The organism is Acuticoccus kandeliae (genome assembly GCF_003073115.1).
Genome location: NZ_QBBV01000004.1, coordinates 728,225 through 754,918 on the forward strand (window position 1 = coordinate 728,225; position 26,694 = coordinate 754,918).

Sequence of the window (26,694 nt, forward strand, 5' to 3'; positions counted from 1 at the left end):
CCCGATCAGCCCGCGAACGGGGTCTCGGGCAGTCCCTTGATGTTCGTGTGGATGGCGAAGACGCTTCCCGAAAGCGGCGCTTCCTTGAGTTCGCCCGCCGAGAGGCGGATGCGCGCCGTCGTGACGTAGAGCGTCGACAGGTCCGCCCCGCCGAAGACGCACGAGGTCGGCCGGGGGACCGGCAGGTCGATGACGCGCTCGACCTTGCCGTCCGGGTCGTAGCGGGTGACGCACCACCCGTCCCAATGGGCGCACCAGACGAAGCCCTCGGCGTCGACGGTGAGGCCGTCGGGCGTGCCGCTCGCCTCGGTGATCTCGGCGAAGATGCGCCGGTTCGCGACGGTGCCGGCCGCGATGTCGAAATCGTAGGCGTAGATCGTGCGGCGGCCTGAATCGGTGAAGTAGAAGGTGCGGTCGTCCGGGCTCCAGCCGAGCCCGTTCGAGACGTGGATCCTGTCGTCCATGCGCACGGCCGACCCGTCGGAATCGACGCGCCAGAGGGCGCCGCGATCGGGCGTCGTGTTGAGGGCGAGGCTGCCCACCCAGAACCGGCCGCGCCGGTCGCACTTGCCGTCATTGAAGCGGTTGCCGGGACGGTCGGCCTCCGGATCGGCGAAGAGGGTCGAGACGCCGGTCTCCGGATCGAATGTCTTGATGCCGTTCTGCGTCGCGAGCAGGAAGCCGCCCTTGGCGCGCGGGACGGCGACGCCCACGATGTCGTCGACCGGCAGCACCTTCGCGGTGCCGGTCGCGACGTCCCCGCGGATCACCGCCGGGGCGAGGATGTCGACCCAGATCAGTTCGCCCGTGCGGCTGTCCCAGTGCGGCCCCTCGCCGAGGAAGGCGCTCGACGGGATCGCGACGCTCACATCGTCGCGCACCGCATGGAGCGGGCGCGGGTTCACGGAAATCGACATGGCGGACTCCCCCGCATTGCCCGAGATGCGGCGGGCGGCCTCGATCACGTCGCGACCGAGGGCGTGGAGACGCTCGCCCGGCAGGCGGAAGGCGGGCGCGACGACGCCGATCGCGCCGATCGGCTCGGCCCGATGGTCGAGCACGGGCGCGGCGACGGCGTTCACCCCGTCGTGCGTCTCCTCCACCGACATCGCGTAGCCGCGGCCCTTGATGAGATCGAGCTCGCGCGCGAGCGCCTCCCGGTCGGTGATGGTGTGCTCGGTCGCGCGGGACAGTTCGAGCCGCGCGAGGAGCCCCGCGCGCCGCGCGGTCGGCAGATGGGCGAGCATCGCCTTGCCGAGCGCGCTCGCGTGGAGCGGCGCGCGGCCGCCGACGGCGCTGTTGACGCGCACGGCGTGCGGCACGTCCCGCTGGTCGACATAGAGGATGGTGTCGGCGTCGAGGATGCCGAGGCGGACCGCCTCGCCGGTGAGGTCCTTGAGGCGCTCCATCTCGGGCTCGGCCGCGCCGCGCAGGTCCGTCGTGTCCCAGACGCGGTGGGCGAGCTCGAAGAGGCGCGAGCCGAGGCGGTAGGTCTGGTCGCGCGCCTCGATCGCGACATAGCCGCTTTCGATCAGCGTCGCGAGGAGGCGGTGGAGGGAGCCCTTCGGAAGGCCGAGCCTGTCCTGCAGGTCGGTGAAGCGCAGCGAGCCGGGGGTCGCGCCGAGGACTTCCATGATCTGAAGGCCGCGCGCGAGCGCCTGCGTGCCGGGGGCGTGCCCGACCTCATCCCCGTCCACCGCTGGCTGCGGCTCGACCACTCGTGCTCCGGATCGACGGCTCAACTGAGTGTAATCCCTTGTTTGTCTTCTCCCTTGAGCGTCGACTAGCACGAGTTGGAACTCAGTTTCAAATCTTTATCGCGGAGCCCTGCATCACGGTTGTCGCAGCCTTTCACGAACGGCCGAGCATTCCTGGCAAATGTGGTTTAGAAGGGGAGGATCGTGGAACGGCCGACGTCCCGGGATCGCCCGGGGAAAGGGGCCGCCGACAATCTCGCCAACCGAGCAGGAAGACCCATGACTGCGCACCCGAATTCGCTCGCCGCGCGCGACATCGCCTATCACATCCACCCCTACACCAACGCGCGCCGTCACGAGCGTCAGGGTCCGATCGTCATCGATCGCGGCGAGGGCATCTATGTCTATGACGACCAGGGTCGTCAGATGATCGAGGCGATGGCGGGGCTGTGGTCGGTCGCGCTCGGCTTCGGCGAGAAGCGCCTCGTGGAGGCGGCGACCAAGCAGATGTCGCGCCTGCCCTACTACCATTCCTTCTCGCACAAGGCGCACGAGCCGGGCATCGAGCTCGCCGAGAAGCTCGTGCAGATGACGCCCGAGGGCCTCGACCACGTCTTCTTCACGAACTCCGGCTCGGAAGCCAACGACACCGTCGTGAAGATGGTCTGGTACTACAACAACGCGCTCGGCCGGCCGCAGAAGAAGAAGTTCATCGCCCGCAATGGCGGCTATCACGGCATCACGGTCGCCGCCGGCAGCCTCACCGGCCTCCAGGTGAACCAGAAGGGCTTCGACCTGCCACTCGACTTCGTGCGCCACGTCACCTGCCCGCACCTCTACCGCTACGGCAATCCGGGCGAGACCGAGGAGCAGTTCGCGACGCGCCTTGCCGAGGAACTCGAGGCGACGATCCTCGCCGAAGGGCCCGAGACGGTCGCCGCCTTCATCGGCGAGCCGGTGATGGGCGCGGGCGGCGTGCTCGTCCCGCCGAAGGGCTATTGGGAGAAGGTGCAGGAGATCTGCCGCAAGTACGACATCCTGGTCGTCGCGGACGAGGTCATCAACGGCTTCGGCCGGACCGGTACGATGTTCGCCTGCGAGCAGTTCAACATCAAGCCGGACATCATCGTCCTCTCCAAGCAGATCACCTCGTCCTACCTGCCGCTCGCCGCGCTCGTCATCTCCAACAAGATGTACCAGGGGATCGCCGACGAGACCGAGCGTCTCGGCACGTTCGGCCACGGCTACACGGCGACGGCCCACCCGGTCGCGACCGCGGTCGGCCTCGAGAACCTGAAGATCATGGAAGAGCGGGACCTCGTCGCGAGCGCCTCGCGCGCCGGCGCCCGCCTCGGCGCCGCCCTCAAGGCCCTCTCCGACCATCCGCTCGTCGGCGAAGTGCGCGGGCTCGGCCTCATCTGGGCCGTGGAACTCGTCGCGGACAAGGCCACCAAGGCGACGTTCGAGACCCCCGGCAAGCTCGGCACCTACATCTTCGAGCGCGGCCACGAGCACGGCCTCATCATCCGCGCGATCCGCGACACGGTCGCCTTCTGCCCGCCGATGATCATCACCGAGGAAGAGGTCGACGAGCTCGTCCGCCGCTTCGAGCTGACGCTCGCCGACGCCACCGAGTGGCTGCAGAAGGGCATGCCGGCCGCCTGAGCCGCCGCGCTCCGCCCGACATTCCGCGCCGCCGCCCGCCGGCGGCGCGGCCCACGGCGCGACCAACGTGATCGTGATTCAACCGGATGGTTGAATCCGTTTGCCGTCGGCCCGTCCGCTGTTCTACTCTTGCGGCCCGACACCCGCCTTGAGGACCCGACGGATGCCGCTCCGCGCCGACGAGATTCCCGCCAGCGTTCGCGCGATCATTTCCGCCGGCACGGTCATCCCGGCCCACCCGCTCGCCCTCACGGCCGACCGCACGCTCGACGAGCGGCGCCAGCGCGCGCTGACCCGCTACTATATCGATGCCGGCGTCGGCGGCCTCGCGGTCGGCGTCCACACCACCCAGTTCGCGATCCGCGATGTCGGCCTCTACGAGCCGGTCCTCTCCCTCGCCCGCGAGGAGGCGGCCGCATGGACCGACCGCCCGCTCGCCCTCGTCGCCGGCCTTGCCGGACGGACCGAGCAGGCGTGCCGCGAGGCGGACATCGCCGTCGGCCTCGGCTATCACGCCGGCCTCCTCAGCCTCGCCGCCCTCAAGGGCGCGGACGAGGATGCCCTCGTCGCCCATTGCGAGAGCGTCGCCGAGCGGATCCCTCTCTTCGGCTTCTACCTGCAGACCGCGGTCGGCGGCCTCCCCTTGAGCGAGTCCTTCTGGCGCCGCTTCGCCTCGATCCCGAACGTCGTCGGCATCAAGATCGCCCCCTTCCACCGCTATCGCACGCTCGACGTGGTGCGCGGGGTCGCCCTCGCGGGCGCGGAGGACCGGGTGACGCTCTACACCGGCAATGACGACCACATCGTCGCCGACCTCCTCACCCCGTTCGACGTCCGGCGCGGCGAGGAGACGGTCCGCATCCGGATCAAGGGCGGCCTTCTCGGCCACTGGAGCGTCTGGACGAAAAGCGCGGTGGAGATCTTCGAGCGCTGCCGCGCGGCCGCCGGAACCGACACCGTGCCCGCCGACCTCCTCGCCCTCGACAGCGCCGTCACCGACATGAACGCCGCCGTGTTCGACGTCGAGAACGACTTCCACGGCGTGATCGCCGGATGCCACGAAGTGTTGCGGCGACAGGGGCTGCTCGAAGGCATCTGGTGCCTCGACCCGGCCGAGGGGCTCGGCCCCGGTCAGGCCGAGAAGCTCACCCGCGTCGCCGCCGACCATCCCGGCCTCGTCGACGATTCCTTCGTGGCGGCGAACCTTTCCCGGTGGCTCGGGTGAGCGCGGCGGAGGCGGCGACGGAGGCCGCGCCCAAGGCGCGCGAGCGCATCCTCGCCACCGCGGTGCGCGAATTCTCCGCCCGCGGCCTCGCCGGCGCGCGGGTCGACGTGATCGCGCGCGAAGCGGCGGCCAACAAGCAGCTCATCTACTACCATTTCGGCTCGAAGGAGGGGCTCTATGTCGCCGCCCTCGAGACGGTCTATCGGGACCTGCGCCAGCGCGAGACCGCGCTCGACCTCTCGCACGAGCCCCCGCTCGCGGCGATCCGCAAGTTCGTGGAATTCTCCTTCGACTATGTGATGGACCACCCGGAATTCGTGCGCCTACTCGCGCACGAGAACCTCCTCGAGGCGCGCTACCTCAAGGGATCGACCGAGCTGTCGGCGATGAAGATGCCGCTCGTCGACCTCCTCGGCGAGATCATCGCGCACGGCGTCGCGGACGGCGTCTTCCGCGAAGGGCTCGACCCGGCGATGCTCTACACGACCATTGCCTCGCTCTGCTTCTTCTACGCCTCCAACATCCACACCCTCTCGGTGTTCCTGGAGTCCGACCTCCACGCCCCGGACGCGGTGGCGCGCTACCGCGAACAGATCATCGGCGTGGTCCTCGCCTACATGACCGACCGCAGCGCCCCCGCCCCGTCGCTCCCGCCCCTTTGAAGCCGCCCCGCCACGCTCTAAGATCCGGTCAAAGCACCGTTCCGAGGGGGTGAGCGCGCGACAATGGGCGAGAACGCGACGGCGAACCTCTTTCTCCGGGTGATCTTCAACAACGACGCGATGCTCGGGCCGGGGAAGGCCGACCTCCTGGAGCATATCCGCGAGACGGGTTCGATCTCGGCCGCAGGGCGGCGCATGGGCATGAGCTACAAGCGCGCCTGGACGCTCGTCGAGACCATGAACACCATCTTCGAGGAGCCGCTCGTCGACAGCGTGCGCGGGGGGCCGAGCGGCGGCGGGGCGCGCCTCACCGCCGAGGGCGAGCGCGTCCTCGCCCACTATCGCAGCCTCCAGGGCCGCGCCTACGAGGCCGCCCAGGAAGACATCGCCGCCATCGAGTCGATGCTGAAGGATGTATCCGGCGGGAAATAACGCTTGCGCGACCCCACCCGCCTCGTCGATATTCCCGGCCGGACATATCGATTGGAGACTCCCATGCTTCGACGGCTCGCTCGCCGCACCCTGCTCAGCGGCTTCCTCGTCGTGGTCGGCGGCGCGCTCGCCGTCGCGGCGCCCCGCCCCGCCGCCGCGGACGACGTCGTCGTCTTCGCCGCCGCGAGCCTCAAGAACGCGCTCGACGATATCGGCGCTGAGTGGCAGGCCGAGACCGGGAAGTCGGCGACGATCTCCTATGCGGGCAGCTCCGCCCTCGCCCGCCAGATCCAGCAGGGCGCGCCCGCCGATCTCTTCATCTCGGCGAACCCCGACTGGATGGACACGCTGGAGAGCGACGGCCTGATCAAGGCCGACACGCGCCGCGACCTTCTCGGCAACGCGATCGTCCTCATCGCGACCGGCAAGGACGCCGCGTCCGTCGAGATCGGCCCCGGCTTCGACCTCTCCGGCCTCCTCGCCGATGAGCATCTCGCGATGGCGCTCGTCGATTCGGTCCCGGCCGGCGTCTACGGCAAGGCCTCCCTCACCGCGCTCGGCCTCTGGGACTCGGTCGCCCCGAAGGTTGCCCAGGCCGACAATGTGCGCGCCGCCCTCGCCCTCGTCGCGCGCGGCGAGGCTCCTTACGGCATCGTCTACGCGACGGATGCCGCGGCGGAGGACAACGTCACCATCGTCGGCGCCTTCCCGGCCGATTCCCACCCGCCGATCATCTACCCGGCGGCCCTCATCGCCGATTCCGACAACGTGGATGCGGCGGCCTTTCTCGACTATATTTCGTCGGCGCGCGCTCAGCCCCTCTTCGAGCGCCAGGGCTTCACCGTCATCGACTGACCATTGGCCGACCTCATCTCCCCCGCCGAATGGACCGCGGTCCTGCTGTCGCTCCGGGTCGCCGTCTGGGCGACCCTCGTCAGCCTTCCGATCGGCATCCTCGTCGCGCTCGCCCTCGCCCGGACCGAGTTCTGGGGCAAGGAGATCGTCAACGGGATCGTCCTCCTGCCGCTGATCCTGCCGCCGGTCGTGACCGGCTACATGCTCCTCGTCCTCTTCGGGCGGCGCGGGCCGATCGGCGGCTTCCTCTATGAGAATTTCGGCATCAGCTTCGCGTTCAGCTGGACCGGCGCGGTGCTCGCCACCGCCATCATGGGCTTCCCGCTGATGGTGCGCGCCATCCGCCTTGCCATCGAGGCGGTGGACCCGAAGCTCGAAGAAGCCGCCGGCACGCTCGGCGCCAGCCGCGTCACGACCTTCCTTGTCGTCACGCTGCCCTTGATTTTCCCCGGCATCATCGCCGGCGCGGTGCTCTGTTTCGCGAAGGCGATGGGCGAGTTCGGCGCGACGATCACCTTCGTCTCCTCAATCCCCGGCGAGACGCAGACGATCCCCTCGGCGATCTACGCCCTCCTCCAGGTGCCGGGCGGCGAGCCGCAGGCGCTGCGCCTCGTGGTCGTCTCGGTGATCGTGTCGATGGGCGCGGTCGTCGCCTCCGAGATCCTGGCACGGCGGGCGGCACGACGGATCGCCGGCGCATGAGCATCGACATCGCGATCCGCCACACGTTCGGCGCCTTCTCGCTCGACGTCGCCTTCGACGCCCCGCCCGGCATCACCGCCCTCTTCGGCCGCTCTGGCTCGGGCAAGACCACCATCGTCAACGCGGTCGCGGGCCTCTTCCAACCGCAGACGGGCCGCATCGTCGCCGGCGACGCCGTCCTCCTCGACACGGAGAGGGGCATCGCCATCGCCCCGCACCGCCGGCGCGTCGGCTACGTGTTCCAGGAAGGGCGGCTCTTCCCGCACCTCACGGTGCGGCAGAATCTCGCCTTTGGCCGCTGGTTCGCGCCCGCCCGCGCCCCGCGCGTCGAGACCGGGCCGATCGTCGCGATGCTCGGCATCGGGCACCTTCTCGACCGGCGACCGGGACGGCTTTCGGGCGGGGAGAAGCAGCGCGTCGCGATCGGGCGCGCGCTCCTGTCGAGCCCGCGCGTCCTCCTCATGGACGAGCCGCTCGCCGCGCTCGACGAGGTGCGCAAGAACGAGATCCTCCCCTATCTGGAGCGCCTGCGCGATCACACGGACGTGCCGATCCTCTATGTGAGCCACTCGCTCGCCGAGGTCGCGCGCCTCGCGACCACCGTCATCGCGCTCGATCACGGGCGGATCGTGCGGGCGGGCCCGGCCGGCGCGGTCCTCTCCGATCCCGACGCCGTGCCGCTTCTCGGCGTCCGCGACGCCGGCGCGGTGCTGACGGCGCGCATCGTCGGCCACCACGCCGCCGACGGCCTCACCGAGCTTGCCGTCAGCGCCGGGCACCTCTTCCTGCCGCGCATCGACGCCGCGCCGGGCGCCCCGATCCGCCTGCGCATCGAGGCGCAGGACATCATCCTCGCCCGCTCCGCGCCCGAGGGGATCAGCGCGCTCAATGTGCTGCCGGCGACGGTGACGGCGATCCATGTCGGCGAGGGTCCGGGCGCGGCGGTCGGCCTCCTCGCCGGGGAGGACCGGCTTCTGGCGCGCGTCACGCGCCGCTCGGTCGCGGCCCTCGGCCTCACCCCCGGCGCGCCGTGCTACGCGATCCTGAAGGCGACCAGCGTGTCGCGCCAGGATATCGGGCTCCTCTGACGGCTCAGCCGCGCACCCGCGCCGGACGCCCCGTCGGCGCGCCCGGCCCCGCCCGGCGCAGGATCTCCTGCACGAGGAGAACCGGCAGCGGCAGGGCGAGGATCAGCATCGCGAACCACATCGGCCGGATCTGGTAGCTGAAATCGACATTCGACAGGAGGATCTGCCAGGCCGGCAGATTGGTCCCGAGCGCGTACCATGCATACTCGACGAGCGCCGCCCCGACGCCCGCGAGCGGCACCACCACCAAAACGGCAGCAGCCGCCCCATGGCGCGCGCGCACCCCGTCGAGCGCGCGATAGAGCATCAGCCCGATGAAGATGCCGCTGAGGAGCACCGCCGGCGACACGTCCGCCTTCGACTGCATGAAATAATGGAGGAGGCCGAGCGGGGTGAGAACGTAGACCGCCTGGTGGATCCGGCGCCAGCGCGTGCCGAGCCGGCGGATCGCCGAGTCGAACGAGGTCGCGGCGAGCACCGACAGGCCGACGAGCGCGACGAAGCCGATCGTCAGATAGATCCGCAGCGCGATCTCGCTCGCCACCATCGCGAGGTCGAAGCCCTGGTCGACGATGTAGAGGCCGAAATGGCCCACGAGATAGGCAAATGCGGTGAGGCCGAGCAGGCGGCGGATGCCGACGAGGCGCGCCCAGCCGAGAAGCCGGCGCAAGGGCGTCACCGCGAGGGAGGCGATGAGGAAATAGAGCGTCCACTCCCCCGTCAGCAGCGTCGCCTCGCCGTACGGCTCGGCGGCATAGCGCCCCGTGATCAGCGCGCTGACGATGAACACGCTCGGCACCACCGCCGCCGCGAACGCCACCGTCCGCAGCCACGAGAATCGGCCGCGCCGGTCATTCCACGGCAGGTACGTCGCGATTGGCATCAGATTCGCTCCTCGTCGCGCGAAACGCGTCGGGCAACACCTATGGTCGACACGGTGCCACGTTGAGCGGGGATCACGCGAATGTTGAACGAGTTCAACGCGCGGGGATCGTTCCCGTGACACAAACGCACCGCGACAATCTTGGGAAAGAGCCCGTCCGACCTATCTGAAGGCGAAGAGTCAGTTTACATTTATGTTTCCTTTTCGATTGTGTTCTTCGTGTGGACATCCGCGCGGCCGTGGCGTTCCAGCCGTTTGTGTGGCCGTCGTTCCTTGGAATGCAGTAACGAGTGGGCCCGCGCCAACGACATGAAAGCTGTGCTCAAATCCATCCGCAACGAGGTGCTGCAGCCGCTGGTGCGCCGCCCTCGTCCCCTCCAGGTGGCCGCCCTGTGCTGGCGCCAGAAGGGCAAGGAGCGTGAAGTGCTCCTGGTGACGAGCCGCCGCTCCAAGCGCTGGATCCTGCCGAAGGGCTGGCCCATCCCCGGCCAGGACGGTGTCGGCAGCGCGCTGCAGGAGGCCTGGGAAGAGGCCGGCGTCCAGGGCAAGCCGAGCGCCGACGGCCCGATCGCCCGCTACACCTATGACAAGCGCGAGGAGTCGGGCATCAGGGTCCCGTGCGAGGTGCTGGTCTACGAAATCAAGGTCCAGGGTCTCGACAGCGACTATCCTGAGCGTCGTGAGCGCACCCGCCAGTGGGTGCCGGCCAAGAAGGCGGCGCAGATGGTGACCGAACCGAATCTCAAGGCGATCCTGCAGAATTTTTGACGCCGCGGACCCGGTGCAAGTCAGCTCTTCGTCGGCGAAGGGTTGACTCCGGGCGTCAAACAATGGTCGTCGCGTTGACGCCATCCGCGTCGACACGGCCGTTTTCACGGCTTCTCTGAATTCACGCTCACCCAAGCAGCAAGGAACGCGCGACGCGTGGCACTCGACGAAGGCAGACGGCGCTTTAAGGGCCTCGACAAGGATCTCGGGCGGATCGGTCAGGTCGAGTACGCGGCCCAATCGCTCCTCGCGCCGCTCGTCGCGCCGGCCATCGCGCTCGCCTTCATCGTCCTCGCCGGAGCGCTGTCGGCGCTCTATTTCGGCATGGCGAACACGCCGGTCATCGTCGTGGTCGCGGCGGCCTTCGGGGCCTACATGGCGCTCAATATCGGCGCCAACGACGTCGCCAACAACATGGGCCCGGCGGTCGGGGCGCGCGTGCTCACGATGGGCGGGGCGCTCGTCGTCGCCGCCATCTGCGAGACGGCGGGGGCGCTGCTCGCCGGCGGTGACGTCGTCTCCACCATCTCCAAGGACATCATCGACCCGAACGCCGTCGCCTCGCCGGACGTGTTCGTGTGGGCGATGATGGCCGCGCTCATCTCCTCCGCCCTGTGGGTCAACATCGCGACCTATATCGGCGCGCCGGTCTCCACCACGCACTCGGTCGTGGGCGGCGTCATGGGCGCCGGCATCGCGGCGGCCGGGATCTCCGTCGTCAACTGGTCGACGATGGGGGCGATCGCTGCGAGCTGGGTCATCTCCCCCCTCCTCGGCGGCGGCATCGCGGCCATCTTCCTCGCCTTCATCAAGTGGCAGATCGTCTATCGCGACGACATCGTCGGCGCGGCGCGGCGCTGGGTGCCGCTGCTGATGGCGATCATGGCAGGCGTCTTCGCCACCTATCTCGCGATGAAGGGGCTGAAGCGCGTCGTCGCGATCGACGGGCTGGCGGCGGTCGGGATCGGCCTCGCCGTCGCCATCGGCACCTATCTCATCAGCGTGCCGGTGATCCGCCGCCAGTCGGTCGGCCTCGAGAACCGCAAGCGCTCGCTGAAGCCGCTCTTCGGGCTGCCGCTGATCCTGTCGGCCGCCCTCCTCTCCTTCGCGCACGGCGCCAACGACGTCGCGAACGCGGTCGGCCCGCTCGCCGCGATCGTGGACGTCTCCCAGTCTGGCGCGGTGACGGCCGCCTTCGCGATCCCGGCCTGGGTGATGGTGATCGGCGCGTTCGGCATCTCGATCGGCCTCTTCCTGTTCGGCCCGCGCCTCATCCGCATGGTCGGCGACCAGATCACCAAGCTGAACCCGATGCGCGCCTATTGCGTGGCGCTGTCGGCGGCGATCACCGTGATCGTCGCCTCCTGGCTCGGCCTGCCGGTGTCCTCCACGCACATCGCGGTGGGCGGCGTCTTCGGCGTCGGCTTCTTCCGCGAGTGGGATTCGGAGCGCCGCTCGCGCCTCAAGGCCGGGCGGCCGCGGCGCGCCAAGCAGATCGACATCGAGGAGCGCAAGCGGCGCAAGCTCGTCCGCCGCTCGCACTTCATGACGATCGTGGCCGCCTGGGTCATCACCGTGCCCGCCGCGGCGACGATGTCGGCGATTGTCTACCTCGCCATCCGCGCGATGGTCGGCTGACAGCTCACCGCGCGACCGAGCGGTACGAGACGACGCGCCAAAGGTACGAGACCACCACGCTCGCGACGATGACGTTCGAGATCGGGTTCATCCACGCCTCGACGACGCGATATTGGGTGCCGAGAAGGTAGCCCGCCACCGCGAGGACCGCGGTGAAGGCCGTCGTGCCGATCGTCGTGTAGACGAGGAAGCGGCCGGGCGACATCTGCGCGACGCCCGCCGGGATCGAGATCAGCGTCCGGATCGTCGGCAAGAGGCGGCCGATCAGCACCGCGCTCTCCGAGTGGCGCGCGAACCAGGCGTGGATCTTGTCGATCTCCTCGTTCGTGATCGTCAGCCACCGGCCATAGCGCGCGATGAAGCGGTGGACGCGCGCAAGCCCCAGCCACCAGCCGACATAATACCAGAACGCCGCGCCGCCGACGGAGCCGAGCGTCCCGGCGAGGATGGTGAGCGCGAGGTTCATGTCGCCCCGGCTCGCGACATAGCCCGCGAGCGGCATGATGATTTCGGACGGGATCGGCGGAAAGACGTTCTCGAACAGCATGAGGAGAGCGAGGCCCACATAGCCTCCGTGCTCCAGAAGTGCCGTGATCAGATCGAACATTCCCGGTCCCCGTGGTCGCGTGCGGCGCGCGCCATCGGATGGCGCACATGCATCCAACGCGCCAGGGGCGGCGGGGTCGCGGACATGTGCGAATTCAAATGTCGCACCGATGGGCCGGACGGGTTTGGTGCTCCATATCCCTTCCCGTCCCCCCAATCGGTGACAGGAGACGAACGATGCAACGACAGAAGACGATCCTCGCCGCGGCCCTCATGGCGCCCGCGCTCGTGATTGCGCCGCTGGCCTCCGCCCAGACCCAGACGCCCCCGGCCGAGACGACCGCCCCGTCCGCGACGCCCTCCACCCCGGCGACCCCTGGCGCGACGACGACCCCGGCGGCGCCCGACGCGACGGCGACGACGACCACCACCCCCGCCGCGCCGAGCGCGACCGTGACGACCACCCCCGCCCCGGCGACGTCGAGCACGGCCGCCGCGCCCGCCACCCCCGCCGCGCCCGGTGCCGCGCAGGGGGTCACGATGACGCAGGCGATCGAGACCGCCGTCCAGGCCGTGTCCGGCAGCGGCGTGATCGATGCCGAGCTCGAGGACAAGCGCAGCGGCCCCGTCTACGAGATCGAGGTCGTCGCCGAAGATTCGATCATGGAAGTCCAGGTCGACGGCAACACCGGCGAAGTCCTGAACACCAAGAAGGAGCGCCTGAAGGGCCTCTGGATGGACTGGTTCCGCGCCGACCGGATCGAGGCGACCCGCGGCGCGCTCGGCACGCTGAGCGCCGCGATCGAGACCGCCGAGTCGACCCATTCCGGCCAGGTCGTCGAGGTCTCCCTCGACGAGGAGAAGGATCAGCTCTACTGGGATCTGGAGCTGAAGACGGCCGCAGGCGAGATGGAAGTGATGGTCGACACCGCGACGGGTTCGATCATTGCCAGCGATCGCGACTGACCCCGTCGGGGCGCCGGCGCTCGGCGCCGGCCCCCTTCGGCAGGACGCGCGAGGCAGCAGCGAGGCGATGAACATCCTTCTCGTCGAGGACGACGACCGCGTCGCGGCCCACATCACCAAGGGTCTTGGCGATGCGGGTCACGCGGTCGACGTCGCCACCGACGGCGAGGATGGCCTCGCGCGAATCCTGAAGGGCAGCCACGACGCCGTCATCCTCGACCGGATGCTGCCGAAAATGGACGGCATCAGCGTGCTGCGCGCGATGCGCGACGCCGGCAAGGCGACGCCCGTCATCGTCTTGAGCGCGCTCGGCGAGGTGGACGACCGGGTCAACGGGCTGAAGGCGGGCGGCGACGACTATCTCGTGAAGCCGTTCGCCCTCTCCGAGCTCGTCGCCCGTCTCGAAGCGCAGGTGCGGCGCGGGGCCCACCCGGCCGAGCGGATCAAGCTCGAATTCGCCGATCTCGTGATGGACCTTCCGCGCCGCGAGGTGTCCCGCGGGCGGCGGAAGATCGACCTCACGCCCCGCGAATTCCTCATCCTCGAATATCTGATGCGGCACGCGCGCCAGGTGGTGACGCGCAGCATGCTCCTCGAGAATGTGTGGAAGTACCGCTTCGACCCCCAGACCAACATCATCGACCAGCACGTGAGCCGGTTGCGCCAGAAGGTGGACCGGCCGGACGAGCTGACCCTCATCCAGACCGTGCGGGGTGCCGGCTACACCCTGCGCGAGTCCGACTGAAGGGACCGGCGGTGATCAGGGTCCTGAAGAGTCTGACCTTTCGCCTGGCGCTCTTCTATCTTGCGTTGTTCACCGTGTCCGTTGCGGGTCTCCTGGCGCTCGCCTGGTGGGTCGCGGTGCAGATCCCGCTGCAGGACGTGAGCCGCGGCCTCTCCTCGGAAGCCGAGCAGCTCGCCGGCTTCTACGCGCTCGACGACCCGCAGCCCCTCATCGACCGCCTCGTCCTGCGCGGCGACACGCCCGGCGAGCGGCACCCGGTCCACGCCCTCGTTGGTCCGGACGGGCGCACCCTCGTCGCCAACATCCCCCGCTGGCCGGGCCGCCGCGGCGACCCGTGGCTGAACTTCGAGCTCGACGAATACGAATCGTTCGACGGCGAGGAGCGCGAGGTCCTCGCCTACGACATCGACCTGCCGGACGGCGGACGCCTCCTCATCGGGCGCGACGTCGAGGATCTCGACGACCGGGAGGACCTCATCACCAACGCGCTCGGCTGGGGTGCAGCGGCGATCTTCGCCTTCGGCCTCCTCGGCGGCATCCTGATGAGCCTCATCGTCGCCCGCCGCATCGACGCGGTGCGCCGCACGGCCCGGCAGGTGATGGCGGGCGACCTCTCCGGGCGCGTGAAGGTGCACGGGACGAACGACGATTTCGACAGGCTCGGCGAGACGCTGAACGACATGCTCGCGCGGATCGAGCAGCTCGTGCAGTCGGTCGGGCGCGTCTCGGATTCGATCGCGCACGAGTTGCGCACGCCGCTGACGCGCCTGCGCGCCGACATCGAGGACCTTGCCCACGAGATCGACGAGACTCGGCCGGAGGCGTTGCGCCTCGTCGACCAGGCGCTCTTCGAGGTGGAGCGGCTGCAGGCGACGTTCGACGCGCTCCTGCGCATCGCGCGGATCGAGACCGGGCGCCATACGCGCACCGCCGAACCGATGAACGTCGCCGAGATCCTGGAGGACGCGGCCGACCTCTACGGGCCCGCGGCGGAGGAGCGCGCCCAGGCGATCGGCCTCTCGGTGGAGCCGAACCTCACCATCGTCGGCGACCCGAACCTCATGTTCCAGGCGGTCTCGAACCTCATCGACAACGCGATCAAGTACGGGCCCGAGGCGGGGGCGATCCTGCTCTCCGGCCGTCGGCGGGGCGACGCGGTGGAGATCGTGGTGGAGGATCGCGGCCCCGGCATCGACGAGGCGCACCGCGCGCACGTGGTGGAGCGCTTCTATCGCGCACCGGGCCACAATGCGGTGGACGGGCTGGGGCTCGGCCTCAGCCTCGTCGCCGCCGTCGCGCACCAGCACGGGGCGGAACTCGTCTTCGAGGACGCCGGACCCGGCCTGCGCGCGACGCTGCGCGTCCCCGTCCCCGGCCCGCGATAAAGGGCGGTTTCCAATGCGTTCACCCGCGGCCGATAAGAGGGCACGAGTTCGCCCGAACCGACACCGACGAGGAGGATCCATGGACCGCATCATCACGCTCAGCGCCGCCGCGCTCGCCCTGTCCCTGGCCGGCGCCCACGCCGAGGAAGCCCGCACCCGCATCCCGATCGACGTGACCGAGAAGGCGCCGCAGGGCGGCCTCGAATCGATCGCCGACGAGGCCAACGAGGTGGGCGAGATCGACGACGCCTCCCCCCTCGGCAGCCAGGAAGGCGGGATGGAGCGCGAAGTTCAGGAAATGAACGAGAGCGAATCGCAGGACGGCTGCATCAACAACAGCGACCAGGTCGGCTGCGAAGGCTTCACGAACTGAGCCCGATCGACGGGCTGCCCGGCGGGACGCGGCGCGCCCCGCCGATTGCCGCGCTCAGCGCGACATCAGGATCGGGACCGGCGAGGTCTCGAGGAGATCGCGCGTCGCACCGCCGAAGAGCGCCTCGCTGAAGCGGGAGTGGTTGTAGCCGCCCGTCACGATGAGGTCGGCGCCGACATCGCGCGCGTGGGTGAGGAAGGCGTTCGCGAAGGAGCGGTCGTTGCGCGCGAGCGTGTCGACCGAGACCTTCAGCCCCTGCCGCACCAGCATCGTCGCAAGGTCCGCGCCCGGCTCGGCCCCGTGCCGGTCGATCGTGACGCGCGGATCGAACATCACGACGCGCACGTCCGTCTCCGGCGTCAGGAAGGGTCGCGCGTCGGCGATGGCGCGCACGGCCTCGCGGCTTGCGTCCCAGCCGATCGCCACCGTCTTGCCGATCTCGTTGAGGCGCACGCCCGACGGCGTCACGAGCACGGGATGGCCGCTCTCGAAGAGGGTCGCGTCGAAGATCTGATGGATCGTCCCCGCCCCGTTGGATTGCGGCAGGAGCGCGATGTCGGCATAGCGCGCGTGACGGGCGAACTCCGCCCCCACCATGCCGACAGGCAGGCTGACGCCGCGCACCTCGAACGAGATCGCCTCCGTCGACAGCTTCGCGTCGAGCCGCTCGGCCGTCTCCTTCACGCTCTCGCGCGCGGCCTGGATGTCGTCGATATAGCCGGTGAACGGCACGTCGACCATGCTCGCATAGGGCTGGATCGGCTGAAGCCCGATCGTCAGCGCGACGAGGTGGGCATCATGATGACGGGCGAAGCTGACCGCCTGCGTGATCAGCTCGGCCCCTTCGTCGCTCTCTTCGGCGTAGACGAGGACGGTTTTGAAAACCATTGCATTTCTCCAACGATCGGACGGCTTTCTCTAGCGCCGTTCCGACCCAATCGCCCGACAATTAAGCACCTTCCCCACCGTGCGTGTTTTGACCTTGGTCAAGCGGGCGCGGCGGCGCTCAGCTTTCCACCCCGATAAAGGCGGAGGGGCGGCGCGCCGATTTCTGCACCACGACGCGATAGCTCTCGATCTTGCCGGACGGCCCCATGCACTGGGCCGTGCCCCAGAGATAGAGGCGGAAGAGGCGGAGCGTCTTGGCGCTGAAGGTCTCGAGCAGCTTCGGCGTCGCCTCCTCCAGATTGCGCGCCCACTGGCGCAGCGTCAGGAAATAGGAGTGCCGGTCGTTGTCGATGGTGACGATCTCGAAATCGCTCTGGTTCACCGCGGCGACGAGGCCGGGCATATGGACGAGCGAGTGGTTCCCCTCGAACACATGCTGGTGGGAGAAGGTGCTCGACGCGTATTTGCGCCGGTTCGCGGCGAAATCCATGTAGATCCGCCCGTCGTCGCGCAGGATCTGCCCGACATGGCGCAGGAAGCGCGCATAGTGCGGCAGGTGCTCCATCACGCCGAGGAGGACGACGGCGTCGAACTTCTTCTCCGACTGGAACTCGTAGATGTTGCGCAGGATCGGCGTCATGTTGGCGCCGTGCTCGCTCGTCGCGGCGAGATTCTTGAGGAAGGCGAGCTGCTCGGTCGAGATGGTGAGCATCGTCACCTCCGCACCGCGCGAGGCGGCGTAGTTCGAGAAGCTCCCCCAGCCGGCGCCGATATCGAGCACGCGCGAGCCGGGCTGAAGGCGGCAGGACTCCCAGATCTTGTCGAGCTTGCGCCGCGCCGCGACCTCCAGCGGCTCGTCGTCGTCGGCATAGAGCGCCTGCGAGTAGAGGCGGTGCGCCCTGTCGAGAAAGGCGAAGTAGAACGCGTTGCCGTGGTTGTAGTGCTTCGGCACCAGATCGTTGTCGTTCTTCACCTGCCCCCGGACGAATGGCAACGCGAAGCGCACGAACTGCAACCACGGATGATGGTCGGTCAGATAATCCCGCATATCGAGGAGCTTCAGGAGATCCCCGTCGAGATCGATGTCGCCCTCGAGATAAGCCATGGCGAGCTTGTATTCGTCGAGCGAACCCAACGCAGCCGCACCCGTATCGGTCTTCAGGTCTATGGTGAAGACGACCCCGTCGGACGCCGATGGATCACCGAACGTTTCCGTCGCGCCATCCGGGTATGTAACCTGGAATTGCGGAACGGCCGCGTGGCCAATTCTTTCCGAGACCGCCTTGGAGATGGAGGCCTTGTCTATCGCTGCCATAAGGGATCGCTCAAGGTCTTATTTTATTGGGGACGCGAGGACACGCACCACACAAATAAAGCAGAAACAAAGGAACACTTCATCGGAAATTTGAGATCATCCATAAGACGGCAAAGGATCTCAACGGATGCGACGGGGCTTCTTCGGCGTGCGACGCGCTAACTGGCGTTCGCCTTGTGCCGCTCCTCGCGCTCGGCGGCCTGCAGATTGCTGAGGAGGGTGCGCGCGGCGTCGAGCTCGATCCCCTCCACCTCGTCGGAGAGGGTGCGGCAGGCGCCGTCGAGCACCGCGATCGCGTCGACACGGTTGCCGATCCCGGACTGGAGCTGCGCGAGGTCGACGCAGGCGCGCAGCCGCAGGAAGCAGGCACCCTGCCCTTCCGCGATCTCCGCCGCCTTCGCGAACCAGGCGGCCGCGGCCCCCTTGTCGCCCCCCGAGAGCGCGTGGCGGCCGCGCAGGCGATAGAGCTCCGCCTCGCACCAGCGCACGTCCGTCTCGGCGATGGCGTCGGCGCAGCGGTCGAGCGCGTCGGCCGCGCGCTTCGGGTCACCGAGCGCGAACGCCCGTTCGGCAAGGCACAGGAGCATGAAGCCGATATTGTTGCGCTGGTCGGTCGGCGCGTTCGCCGAGATCTCCTTCTCCATCTCGTCGAGATGGGCGGCGTCCCCGTCCTCGTCGATCGCGAGTTCGGCGAGCCAGAAGCGGGCGGCCGCGTCGAAGGCGGGAAAGCCGCGCGAGCGGGCGAGCGCGCTCGCCTCCACCGCGAGCGCGCGCGCGGCCTCGAGATCCCCACTCAGCCGGTCGATCGCGACGAGGCGCACGAGCGCGTAGCCGAGGGTGAAGGGGTGCTCGAGATCGCGCGCGAGTGCGAGCGCGTCGGCCCGATAGGTCCGGTAGCGCGCGAGGTGGCCGCCGAGCCAGGCGTGCATCGCGAGCCACACGAGCGCGGTGCAGCCCGGATCCTGGCCGAGACGGTGGGCGAGCAGGCGGTCGCGGACCGGGTCGTAGGCGGCGTGGGCGATCGACAGGTGCCGGTGCGCGTTGTTGAGGTCGCCCGCCATCAGCTCGGCGATGCCGACGAGAAGCTCGGCCGTCAGCACAAGCTCGGGCTGGCCGAGCTTGTGGGCCGCCCCGAGGAGGTCGCCGCTGAGCGCCCGCGCCTTGGCGATCTCGGCGAGCACGATGGCGGCGCGGGTGAGGCCGAGGAGCGCGTGGAACTCGAAGCGGATGTCGCCGTGACGGCGCGCAAGGTCGAGGATGCGCTGGTAGTTCTCGTCGACCTCCTTGGTCGCGTAGCCGCGGGTCGCGACGATCACCGCGCCGAAGGGAGGGCGAAGGGCGAGCTCCAGCCGGTCGCGCTCCTCCCCGTCCGCGATATCGGCGAGGTTCGCGAAGCCCTGCTCCAGATGGTTGCGCGCCTCGACATAGGCCGAGCGCGTGAGCGCCAGCTCCGCCGCCTTCACGAAGAAGGGCACCGCCGTCCGCGGCTCGCCGGCGGCGGCGTAGTGGTTGGCGAGCAGGTGCGGCTCGCGCTTCGAGAGGTCCCCGAAGCTCGCCTCCAGCACCTGCGCGACCTGGCGGTGGAACTCGCGCCGGTCCCGCTTCAGGAGCGAGGAGTAGGCGGCGTCGACGATGAGGGCGTGGGCGAAGCGGTATTCCACGCCGTCATGGAGGCGGCGCACGGCGATGAGGCCCTCGCGCTCCAGCACCTCGAGCCCCTCCTCCAGCGCGTCCTCCTCGAACGGCCATGTCGCGCGCAGGAGCGCCTTGGAGAATTGGCGGCCGAGGATCGCGGCGAACTGGGCGACGCGCTTGGTGCGGCCGAGACTGTCGAGCCGGGCCTGGAGGACCTGCTGCAGCGTGATGGAGGGACCGAGCCCGCTGGCGTCCGCGTCGTGCTCGCTGAGCGCGCGGTCGGCGAGCACACGCACGGCCTGCTGGATGAAGAGCGGGTTGCCGTCCGTCTGCTCCACGATCCGGTCGATGCCGAGCTGGGAGAGGGTCGTCTCGCTCGTGAGCAGCGCCACGAGGCTACGCGCCACTTTCGGCTCCAGCCGCGCGAGGCGCAGGACGCACCCGTCCTCGACCGTGCCGAGGTCGAAGCCGCCGCCGCGCGTCGTGAGGACGAGCAGGATCGGCACCTCGGTGATCGCCTTCACCATCTGGTTCAGGAACTCGGACGTCGTCGCGTCCATCCAGTGGACGTCCTCGACCACGATGAAGAGCGGCTGGTGGGCGGCGAGCCCGGTCACCCACTCGATCAGCGCCGAAAAGAGGCGCTCCTTGAATTGCGCGGGCGGAAGCTGGGCGATCTCGGCCGGGACGCCGAGCCCGATCGACATCAGCCGCGCCATCAGGCCGATCGCCTGCTCGTCGAGGATGATGTTGCTGCGCACGAACTGGGAGAGCTTCTGAAGCCGGCTCTCCGGGTCGTCCTCCGGCTTGATGCGGCAGACATACTCGAAATAGGCCGAGACCGGATGGAGTGCGGTGTCCTTGCTGAGCTCGGAGCACTGGAAGATCATCCGCGTCGTCGTCGCGTCGCGCGCGCTCGCATAGAGGTTGCTGACGAGCCGCGACTTGCCGATGCCGGGCTCGCCCTCGACCATCACCACCCGGCCGCGCCCCTCGCGGGCGAGGCGCCAGGCCTCGAACAGGGTGGCGCTCTCGTCCTCGCGCCCGACGAACTCCTCGCTGCCCAGCGGATGGCGGGCGAGGAAGCGGCTTTCGATGCGGCGGGGGGCGACGACGCGCCAGCAGCGGATCGGCTCGTCGAACCCGCGCAACTCGCGCGAGCCGAGATCGACATAGTCGAACTCCTCGCGGGCGAGGTCGTGGGTGCCGTCGCTGACGACGATCCAGTTCTCCTCGGCGACGCTCTGGAGGCGGGCGGCGAGGTTCGGCGTCTCGCCGACGACGGCCTCGTGCTCGGTGAAGCCGCCGGCGGCCATGTCGCGCACGACGACGGGGCCGGTCGCGATGCCGATACGCACGCCGAGCGCCACGTCCGGCCAGACCGAGAGGGAGCGCACCGCGTCGGTGACGGAGAGGGCGGCGTGCAGCGCGCGCGAGGCGTCGTCCTCGTGCGCGCGGGGGTAGCCGAAATAGACGAAGACGCCGTCGCCGACGACCTTGGCGACGAAGCCGTCATAGCCCTCGGTGTGGCGCGCGACGGTCTCGATATAGCTCGACAGCACCTCGGCCCAGTCTTCCGGGTCGAGCTTTGCCGACAGGAGCGTGCTGTCGATGAGGTCGCAGAAGAGGAGCGTCAGGAGACGCCGTTCGGAGACGGCCGACTGCCGGCGCACGCCGCCGCGCACACCGGCCGCGCGGCTCAGGGCGCGCTGCAGGCGCAAGGCTTCGACGTCCTCGATCCCGCGCGCGCGCAGGTCCTCGAGCGACAAGCCGCGCAAGGTGGAAAGGTCCATGACTTCGCCGGAAAAACGAGTGGCGACGTCGTGGAAACCGTTCGCAACCAACCACTGCCAGGCGTTTTCCATCCCGGTTCTTCAGTCTTCGCCATCGTCTCGTGTCGCGCTTGCCTGACAGCCCCCCTGCAAGCTGTCAAGAACAACTCCACCGGCCGCGCCACGCATTCGTCGAGATCACGCCAATGTTAAATAATCATCAGCGCCCACTGGTTCTTGCGCCAAACTGCTCAGAAACATGATGATTTCTCGTTTTATTTTCTAACTAAAGCATTTCGCCCCTGCGCACCTCCCGCTCGCGTTTCGCGGTGCCGGCGGATCGGACGAGGCGGCCCGGCGCACGCGCCGGCCGCCGGAGTCGCCCGCCGCCAAGCCTTGCATCGATGAAAATGCAATCGGGCGCCCCCGCACGAGTTGTTGTCATGTTAGTCTTCTATCCTCGGATCTCCACCGACTAAGAAAAACCGCAAGCAAAAGGCAAATGGAGGGCAACCGATGAGCTTCCAAAGCGACATCGATGATCTTGAGACGATCGACCCGTCGATCATTACGGTCAACGTCACGGGCGCGTTCAGCGGACCGAACTTCGTCAACGGAACGAGCAAAAATCCACAGACCAATACGATCCAGGTGATCGACTCGAACACCGCCGAAATCACCATCCAGGGTGGGCTCGACGGCACGATCTTCTACCGCCAGGTCTATACCGGCGAAAATTTCGGCATCACGCCGGACGGGCGGTACACGGGCACGATCTTCAGCTTCAAGGTCACGCAGATCGGGACGCCCGCCAACACCTTCTCGATGGTCCACCTCAACACGTCGCTGGACTCGGCGAACCAGTCGGCGACAGACCCGAACGTCGATTTCATCGACCTCCTCGTGGTGCCGCTGCGCTACCGCTTCAATGGCGGCCCGTTCGACGACACCTTCCTCACCGGCTCGTTCGGCGACGTCGCACGCGGCTTCGACGGGAACGACGAATTCAACGGCCTTGCCGGCGACGACACGCTGCTCGGCGATGACGGGCTCGACACGCTGCGCGGCAATGACGGGTCGGACGTGCTGCGCGGCGGTGCGGGCGACGACAGCCTCCTCGGCGGCGCCGGGCGGGACACGATCGTCGGCCATGACGGCGACGACCTCATCCTCGCCGGGGAAGACGGGGACGAGATCAACGCCGGCAAGGGCCGGGACGATGTCCGCGCCGGGTCCGGGGATGACAGGATCCTCGCCGGGGCCGGGGCCGACACCGTGACGGGCGCGTCAGGGGCCGACACGATCAACGGGGGCGGCGGCCGGGACGATCTGCGCGGCGGCAACGAGTCCGACGCAATCAGCGGCGGCGGCGGCAACGATTCCATCACCGCCGGCCGGGCGGACGACGCGGTCCTCGGCCAGGCGGGCGACGACATCCTTCTCGGCAATGCCGGGGACGACACGATGGATGGCGGCGGCGGGGACGACTTTCTCGACGGCGCGATCGGGGCCGACCTCCTCCACGGCGGGAGCGGGCGAGACGACATCTATGGCCGCGACGGCACGGACCAGATCTTCGGTGATTCCGGGGCGGACTATATCGCCGGCGGCACCGCGGGCGACTACATCGAAGGCGGCGCCGGAAACGACGTCATCGCAGGCAACCAGGCGAACAGGGTGACACCGGACTTCGCGGTCGACACCTTCATCTTCAACGGCGCGTTCGGGCGCGATGTCATCACCGATTTCGAGGTCGGCTTCGACGCGATCTCGTTCGGGGGCGGCATCACCGACAGCGACGTCACCACCATCATCGACGGTGACGACGTCGTCATCCGGGTCGACCGGAACGGGGTCCACACCGTGACGCTGGTCGGCGTCGCGGACGGGTTCGACCCGGAGATCGACATCAACTTCCTCTTCTGAGGAAGCGGCGCCCGCCCTCGAGGGGCGGGCGCTGGCGCCTCAGTGGCGGAAGTGGCGCATCCCGGTCATGACCATCGCCATGCCGGCCGCGTTCGCCGCCGCGATCACCTCCTCGTCACGGCGTGAACCGCCGGGCTGGATCACCGCCGTCGCGCCGGCCTTGGCGATCGTCTCGAGGCCGTCGGCGAAGGGGAAGAAGGCGTCGGAGGCGGCGACGCAGCCGATGGTGCGCGTCTCGGCCTCGCCTGCCTCGCGTGCGGCGTCGGCCGCCTTCCAGGCGCCGATCCGGGCCGAGTCGACGCGGCTCATCTGGCCCGCGCCGATGCCGACCGTCGCACCGCCCCTGGCGTAGACGATGGCGTTCGACTTCACGTGCTTCACCGCGCGCCAGGCAAAGCGCAGGTCCGCCCACTCGGCCTCGGTCGGGGCGCGGTCGGTCACGACCTTCAGCTCCACCTCGTCGATGACCCCGGCGTCGAGGTCCTGCACGAGGAGGCCGCCGCCGACCGAGCGCACCATCGTGCCGCCGGGCGCCGGAAGGCCCTTCGTGAGGAGAACGCGCACATTGGGCTTCGCGGAGAGGACCGCGAGCGCCTCCTCGGACGCGCCGGGCGCGATCACGACCTCGGTGAAGATCGCGGCGATCTTCTCGGCCGTCGCCTTGTCGAGCGCGGCGGAGAGGGCGACGACGCCGCCGAAGGCGGAGACGGGATCGCACAGGCGCGCCGCTTCGTAGGCCTCGGCGAGGCTTGCGGCCGTCGCGATGCCGCACGGGTTCGCGTGCTTCACGATGACGACGGACGGCCCTTCGGTGAAGTCGGCGACCGCGGTGAGCGCGGCGTCGGCGTCCGCGACGTTGTTGTAGGAGAGCGCCTTGCCCTGGACGACATCGGCGGACGCGATGCCCTCCCCGCCGACCGAGCGGTAGAAGCCGGCGGACTGGTGCGGGTTCTCGCCATAGCGCATCTCGGCGACGCGCCGGCCGCCGAAGGCGCGCCAGACGGTGTGGTCGACGCTGGTGTCGTCGTCCACCGTCGCGCCGTCGAGCCAGCCGGCGATCGCCGCATCATAGGCGGCGAGGCGGGAGAAGGCCTTGGCGGCGAGGCGACGGCGGAGCGCGAAGGGCACCGCGCCCTCCCCCGCCTCCAGCGCGTCGGCGACGGCGCCATAGTCGGCCGGGTCCACCACCACCGCGACGTGGTGGTAATTCTTCGCCGCGGCGCGGGTCATGGACGGGCCGCCCACATCGATCGTCTCGACGAGGGAGAGCTCGTCCGCCGCGTTCTCGAGCGCGTTCTCGAACGGGTAGAGGTTGCACACCACGACGCCGATCGGGACGATGCCGGCCTTGTCGATCGCGGCGACGTGCTCATCCTTCGACAGATCGGCGAGCAGGCCGCCATGGACGGCGGGATGGAGGGTCTTCACCCGGCCGTCCAGCATCTCGGGCACGCCCGTGAGGCTCGCGACGTCGGTGACGGGCAGACCCGCCTCGGCGAGCGTCCGGCTCGTCCCGCCGGTCGAGACGAGCTCGATGCCGAGGGAGACGAGGCGCTGGGCGAACGGCACGAGCCCCTCTTTGTCCGAAACGGAAAGTAGGGCGCGTCGCACCTTGTTCGGCGTGGTCATGGTCGCTCTCTGGTCTATTCGGGTTCAATGTCCTCGGCGCTTTCCGCCTCGATGTCGAGCGGCGCCGCATGACGGGCGATGTGCCAGCGGACGGTGTCGTCGGTCAAACTATTCCCGGCGACGACGATCTGGGTTGTGCGGCGGACCTGGCGCGGCCCGACGAGCACGATGGAGTCTTCAAGCGCCAGTCCCGGCCCCTCGTCGAGCCCGAAGAGCCAGATCGCGCTGTCCGGCAGCGTCATGAGAACGCGGTTCCGCTTCGGCTCGAGCCGCGCCTTCACGTTGGGGCCGAGATGAAAGCGGACGACGAAGGGATACCCGTCGAGCCGGTCCGGCCCGATGAGGCGGTCGGTCCCGTCGAGCCAGAGCCCGTCGTCTGACAAGGCGAGCGTGCGCTCGTGGAGGAGGCCGAACGCGTCGTGATAGCCGTCATGGTCGGCGCGGGCGGTGAGGCCTTCGCGCGTGACGTCCACCCGGCGCGGGCCGCGATAGAGGACGGGGCCGAGATAGCCGACGAGGGGCCAGCGCTCCAGCACCTTGGCGCTCGACCGCTCGGCGATGACGAGGGTCGATTGCGCCGCGCTGGCGCGGGCGGCGGCGATCCAGTCCGGCCGCGCCCGCTCCAGCGCCCCGCAATTGACGACGAGGCGCGTCGCCCCGTGGGCGAACTCGAAGGCGAGCGTGCTCGCATGGGCGCGCTGGGCGTGGGAGGGAGGCGGCGCGCGCCCGGTGTCGAAGAGGACGACCGTGCCGCCCGCGGCGAGGCGCTGATAGCCCGAATAGCGCGCGTTCGGCGCCGGGTGGCCCTGCACGTCGTCATAGTCGAGCGCGGCCTCCATCAGGGCGGGCGAGACGATGCCGGTGCCGTGGAAGGTCGCAAGGCCCCCGTCCCCGTAGCGGAAGAAGCGCAGCATCGGGAAAACGCGGTCGATCGTCTCGCGCAGAAAGTCCGGCGTGGGGAGCTGTCGGCGGGTGAGCGCCTCGCGCAGCGGGATGAGGACCGCGAGGATGGTGAGAAGCGCCTCGGGGCTGCGGGAGGCGTGGCCGCCATCGGGGAGGATCTCGTCGCTCACCGCATCCGCGAGCGCGCCCATCGCCTTGCGCGCGAGCCGCCCCTCGTCGGCGATCACCGTGCCCGCGATGGCGAGCGTTGCGGCGACGCGCAGCCGCGTCATCCCCTTCGGCAGGAGCGCGAGGGCGCGCTCGAGGCGCCGCATGTGCCGGCCGAGGGCGCGCATATAGCGCTGGCGGAAGGCGGGGTCGGCGCCGATGAGGAGGAGCGGCGACTGGACGAGCCAGGCATATAGGCGGTCCGCCATCACGTCCGGCTCGTTGGCGATGTCGCCGTTCGCGCTCGGCGCGGCGAGCCACTCGTCGAAGAGGGCGCGGGCGTTCGAGGAGGACAGGCGATCGGCCTGCGCGTCGAGATGGTGGAGCCAGCCGAAGCTGTGGAGGGCGCGCGCCCAGTCAGGCGAGGGCGCGTCGATCATGAAGGGGGAGCGCGCCGAGGCGTCGACGACGACGCCCGCGAGGGCGAAGACGCCGGCATAGATGTCAGCCGCGACCGCCGGATCAGGGTCGACGAGCGCCTCGGGGGCGAACATCACGCGCGCGGGGATGACCGAGACCGGCCGCTGCCACAGGAGGACCCGCACGCCGGCGAGCACCCGCGCCGAAAGCCGCCTGAGGGCAAAGCCGATCAGCGAGGAGAAGGTCGTCACCGTGGGGCCGGACTTCGACAACAGGTTCTCGTCTTCTCGCGGAGGCCGTGGTCGACGTCCGCTCGTTGGCAGGGCTTCGGCGAAGCGGTTCGCGCTCATCTAGCGCATGTTGCCACAAAGCGAACCCACCTTCCTCCGGCGGGCGCGCGGCACCTGCGAAAATCTCCGCCTTGGGGCG

The 26,694-nt window shown here is 69.2% G+C and carries 22 protein-coding genes; 14 read left to right on the forward strand and 8 right to left on the reverse strand.

All coding sequences use genetic code 11. From position 1 onward, the window contains the following. Nucleotides 1-5: 5 nt before the first annotated feature. Complete coding sequence (locus DBV35_RS26500; protein ID WP_205648881.1) at nucleotides 6-1,718, reverse strand: SMP-30/gluconolactonase/LRE family protein; 1,713 nt, start codon at nucleotides 1,716-1,718, stop codon at nucleotides 6-8. Nucleotides 1,719-1,976: 258 nt separating this feature from the next. Between DBV35_RS26500 and DBV35_RS26505 the strand changes: the two genes are divergently transcribed. From DBV35_RS26505 to modC, 7 genes are all read left to right on the forward strand, one after another. Beyond that, the gene (locus DBV35_RS26505) at nucleotides 1,977-3,362 is read left to right on the forward strand and encodes an aspartate aminotransferase family protein (protein ID WP_108663377.1); all 1,386 of its coding nucleotides are present in this window, start codon (nucleotides 1,977-1,979) and stop codon (nucleotides 3,360-3,362) included. Nucleotides 3,363-3,525: 163 nt separating this feature from the next. Then, entirely contained in the window at nucleotides 3,526-4,587 is a 1,062-nt protein-coding gene (locus DBV35_RS26510; RefSeq protein WP_108663378.1) for a dihydrodipicolinate synthase family protein, read from the forward strand. Further along, entirely contained in the window at nucleotides 4,584-5,249 is a 666-nt protein-coding gene (locus DBV35_RS26515; protein ID WP_205648882.1) for a TetR/AcrR family transcriptional regulator, read from the forward strand. Before DBV35_RS26510 ends, DBV35_RS26515 begins: the two co-directional genes overlap by 4 nt. 63 nt (nucleotides 5,250-5,312) lie before the next feature. Beyond that, on the forward strand, nucleotides 5,313-5,681 hold the full coding sequence (locus DBV35_RS26520) for a winged helix-turn-helix domain-containing protein (protein ID WP_211100052.1): 369 nt from the start codon (nucleotides 5,313-5,315) through the stop codon (nucleotides 5,679-5,681). Between the two features lie 63 nt (nucleotides 5,682-5,744). After that, the gene (gene modA / locus DBV35_RS26525) at nucleotides 5,745-6,536 is read left to right on the forward strand and encodes a molybdate ABC transporter substrate-binding protein (RefSeq protein WP_108663380.1); all 792 of its coding nucleotides are present in this window, start codon (nucleotides 5,745-5,747) and stop codon (nucleotides 6,534-6,536) included. A 3-nt stretch (nucleotides 6,537-6,539) separates the two neighbouring features. Next, nucleotides 6,540-7,238, forward strand: coding sequence for a molybdate ABC transporter permease subunit (gene modB, locus DBV35_RS26530; protein WP_108663381.1), 699 nt, complete (start codon nucleotides 6,540-6,542; stop codon nucleotides 7,236-7,238). Further along, nucleotides 7,235-8,326 carry a molybdenum ABC transporter ATP-binding protein gene (modC, locus tag DBV35_RS26535; RefSeq protein WP_108663382.1) on the forward strand — a complete coding sequence of 364 codons (1,092 nt, stop codon included), beginning with the start codon at nucleotides 7,235-7,237 and terminating at the stop codon, nucleotides 8,324-8,326. The genes modB and modC overlap by 4 nt, the downstream gene beginning before the upstream one ends. Nucleotides 8,327-8,330: 4 nt before the next feature. On the opposite strand, the gene DBV35_RS26540 is transcribed toward modC, so the two are convergent. After that, nucleotides 8,331-9,209 (reverse strand): protein-methionine-sulfoxide reductase heme-binding subunit MsrQ, encoded by an 879-nt coding sequence (locus DBV35_RS26540; RefSeq protein ID WP_108663383.1) that lies wholly within the window; start codon nucleotides 9,207-9,209, stop codon nucleotides 8,331-8,333. A 309-nt stretch (nucleotides 9,210-9,518) separates the two neighbouring features. Between DBV35_RS26540 and DBV35_RS26545 the strand changes: the two genes are divergently transcribed. Both DBV35_RS26545 and DBV35_RS26550 read left to right on the forward strand, forming a co-directional pair. After that, nucleotides 9,519-9,977 (forward strand): NUDIX hydrolase, encoded by a 459-nt coding sequence (locus DBV35_RS26545; protein WP_108663384.1) that lies wholly within the window; start codon nucleotides 9,519-9,521, stop codon nucleotides 9,975-9,977. Nucleotides 9,978-10,133: 156 nt separating this feature from the next. Continuing rightward, complete coding sequence (locus DBV35_RS26550; RefSeq protein ID WP_108663385.1) at nucleotides 10,134-11,615, forward strand: inorganic phosphate transporter; 1,482 nt, start codon at nucleotides 10,134-10,136, stop codon at nucleotides 11,613-11,615. Between the two features lie 4 nt (nucleotides 11,616-11,619). Here the strand turns inward: DBV35_RS26550 and DBV35_RS26555 are convergent, their stop codons facing one another. After that, nucleotides 11,620-12,222 (reverse strand): DedA family protein, encoded by a 603-nt coding sequence (locus DBV35_RS26555; RefSeq protein ID WP_108663386.1) that lies wholly within the window; start codon nucleotides 12,220-12,222, stop codon nucleotides 11,620-11,622. Nucleotides 12,223-12,398: 176 nt separating this feature from the next. Between DBV35_RS26555 and DBV35_RS26560 the strand changes: the two genes are divergently transcribed. The 4 genes from DBV35_RS26560 (at nucleotide 12,399) to DBV35_RS26575 (ending at nucleotide 15,630) form a co-directional block, all read left to right on the forward strand. Next, nucleotides 12,399-13,127: a PepSY domain-containing protein gene (locus DBV35_RS26560; protein WP_170135044.1), complete on the forward strand. Its 729-nt coding sequence runs from the start codon at nucleotides 12,399-12,401 to the stop codon at nucleotides 13,125-13,127. Between the two features lie 67 nt (nucleotides 13,128-13,194). Then, nucleotides 13,195-13,872 (forward strand): response regulator transcription factor, encoded by a 678-nt coding sequence (locus tag DBV35_RS26565; protein WP_108663493.1) that lies wholly within the window; start codon nucleotides 13,195-13,197, stop codon nucleotides 13,870-13,872. Nucleotides 13,873-13,883: 11 nt separating this feature from the next. Then, nucleotides 13,884-15,257 (forward strand): sensor histidine kinase, encoded by a 1,374-nt coding sequence (locus tag DBV35_RS26570; protein ID WP_157962001.1) that lies wholly within the window; start codon nucleotides 13,884-13,886, stop codon nucleotides 15,255-15,257. Between the two features lie 79 nt (nucleotides 15,258-15,336). Continuing rightward, nucleotides 15,337-15,630 carry a hypothetical protein gene (locus DBV35_RS26575; RefSeq protein ID WP_108663389.1) on the forward strand — a complete coding sequence of 98 codons (294 nt, stop codon included), beginning with the start codon at nucleotides 15,337-15,339 and terminating at the stop codon, nucleotides 15,628-15,630. Nucleotides 15,631-15,684: 54 nt separating this feature from the next. Here DBV35_RS26575 and DBV35_RS26580 read toward each other — a convergent pair whose 3' ends face one another. The 3 genes from DBV35_RS26580 to DBV35_RS26590 all read right to left on the reverse strand — a co-directional run bounded on the left by DBV35_RS26580 (nucleotide 15,685) and on the right by DBV35_RS26590 (nucleotide 21,261). Further along, nucleotides 15,685-16,518 (reverse strand): universal stress protein, encoded by an 834-nt coding sequence (locus DBV35_RS26580; protein WP_108663390.1) that lies wholly within the window; start codon nucleotides 16,516-16,518, stop codon nucleotides 15,685-15,687. Between the two features lie 118 nt (nucleotides 16,519-16,636). Continuing rightward, a complete protein-coding gene (locus DBV35_RS26585) occupies nucleotides 16,637-17,833 on the reverse strand; it encodes an SAM-dependent methyltransferase (RefSeq protein WP_108663391.1) in 1,197 nt (398 codons plus the stop codon). Nucleotides 17,834-17,991: 158 nt separating this feature from the next. After that, the gene (locus DBV35_RS26590; RefSeq protein WP_170135045.1) at nucleotides 17,992-21,261 is read right to left on the reverse strand and encodes an ATP-binding protein; all 3,270 of its coding nucleotides are present in this window, start codon (nucleotides 21,259-21,261) and stop codon (nucleotides 17,992-17,994) included. 495 nt (nucleotides 21,262-21,756) lie between these two features. Here DBV35_RS26590 and DBV35_RS26595 point away from each other — a divergent pair, with 495 nt between their 5' ends. Beyond that, entirely contained in the window at nucleotides 21,757-23,166 is a 1,410-nt protein-coding gene (locus tag DBV35_RS26595) for a calcium-binding protein (RefSeq protein WP_108663393.1), read from the forward strand. Nucleotides 23,167-23,205: 39 nt separating this feature from the next. Here DBV35_RS26595 and purH read toward each other — a convergent pair whose 3' ends face one another. Further along, nucleotides 23,206-24,795, reverse strand: a complete 1,590-nt coding sequence (gene purH / locus DBV35_RS26600) for a bifunctional phosphoribosylaminoimidazolecarboxamide formyltransferase/IMP cyclohydrolase (RefSeq protein ID WP_108663394.1) — start codon at nucleotides 24,793-24,795, stop codon at nucleotides 23,206-23,208. 14 nt (nucleotides 24,796-24,809) lie between these two features. Next, on the reverse strand, nucleotides 24,810-26,537 hold the full coding sequence (locus DBV35_RS26605; protein WP_108663395.1) for a heparinase II/III family protein: 1,728 nt from the start codon (nucleotides 26,535-26,537) through the stop codon (nucleotides 24,810-24,812). Between the last annotated feature and the right edge of the window lie 157 nt (nucleotides 26,538-26,694).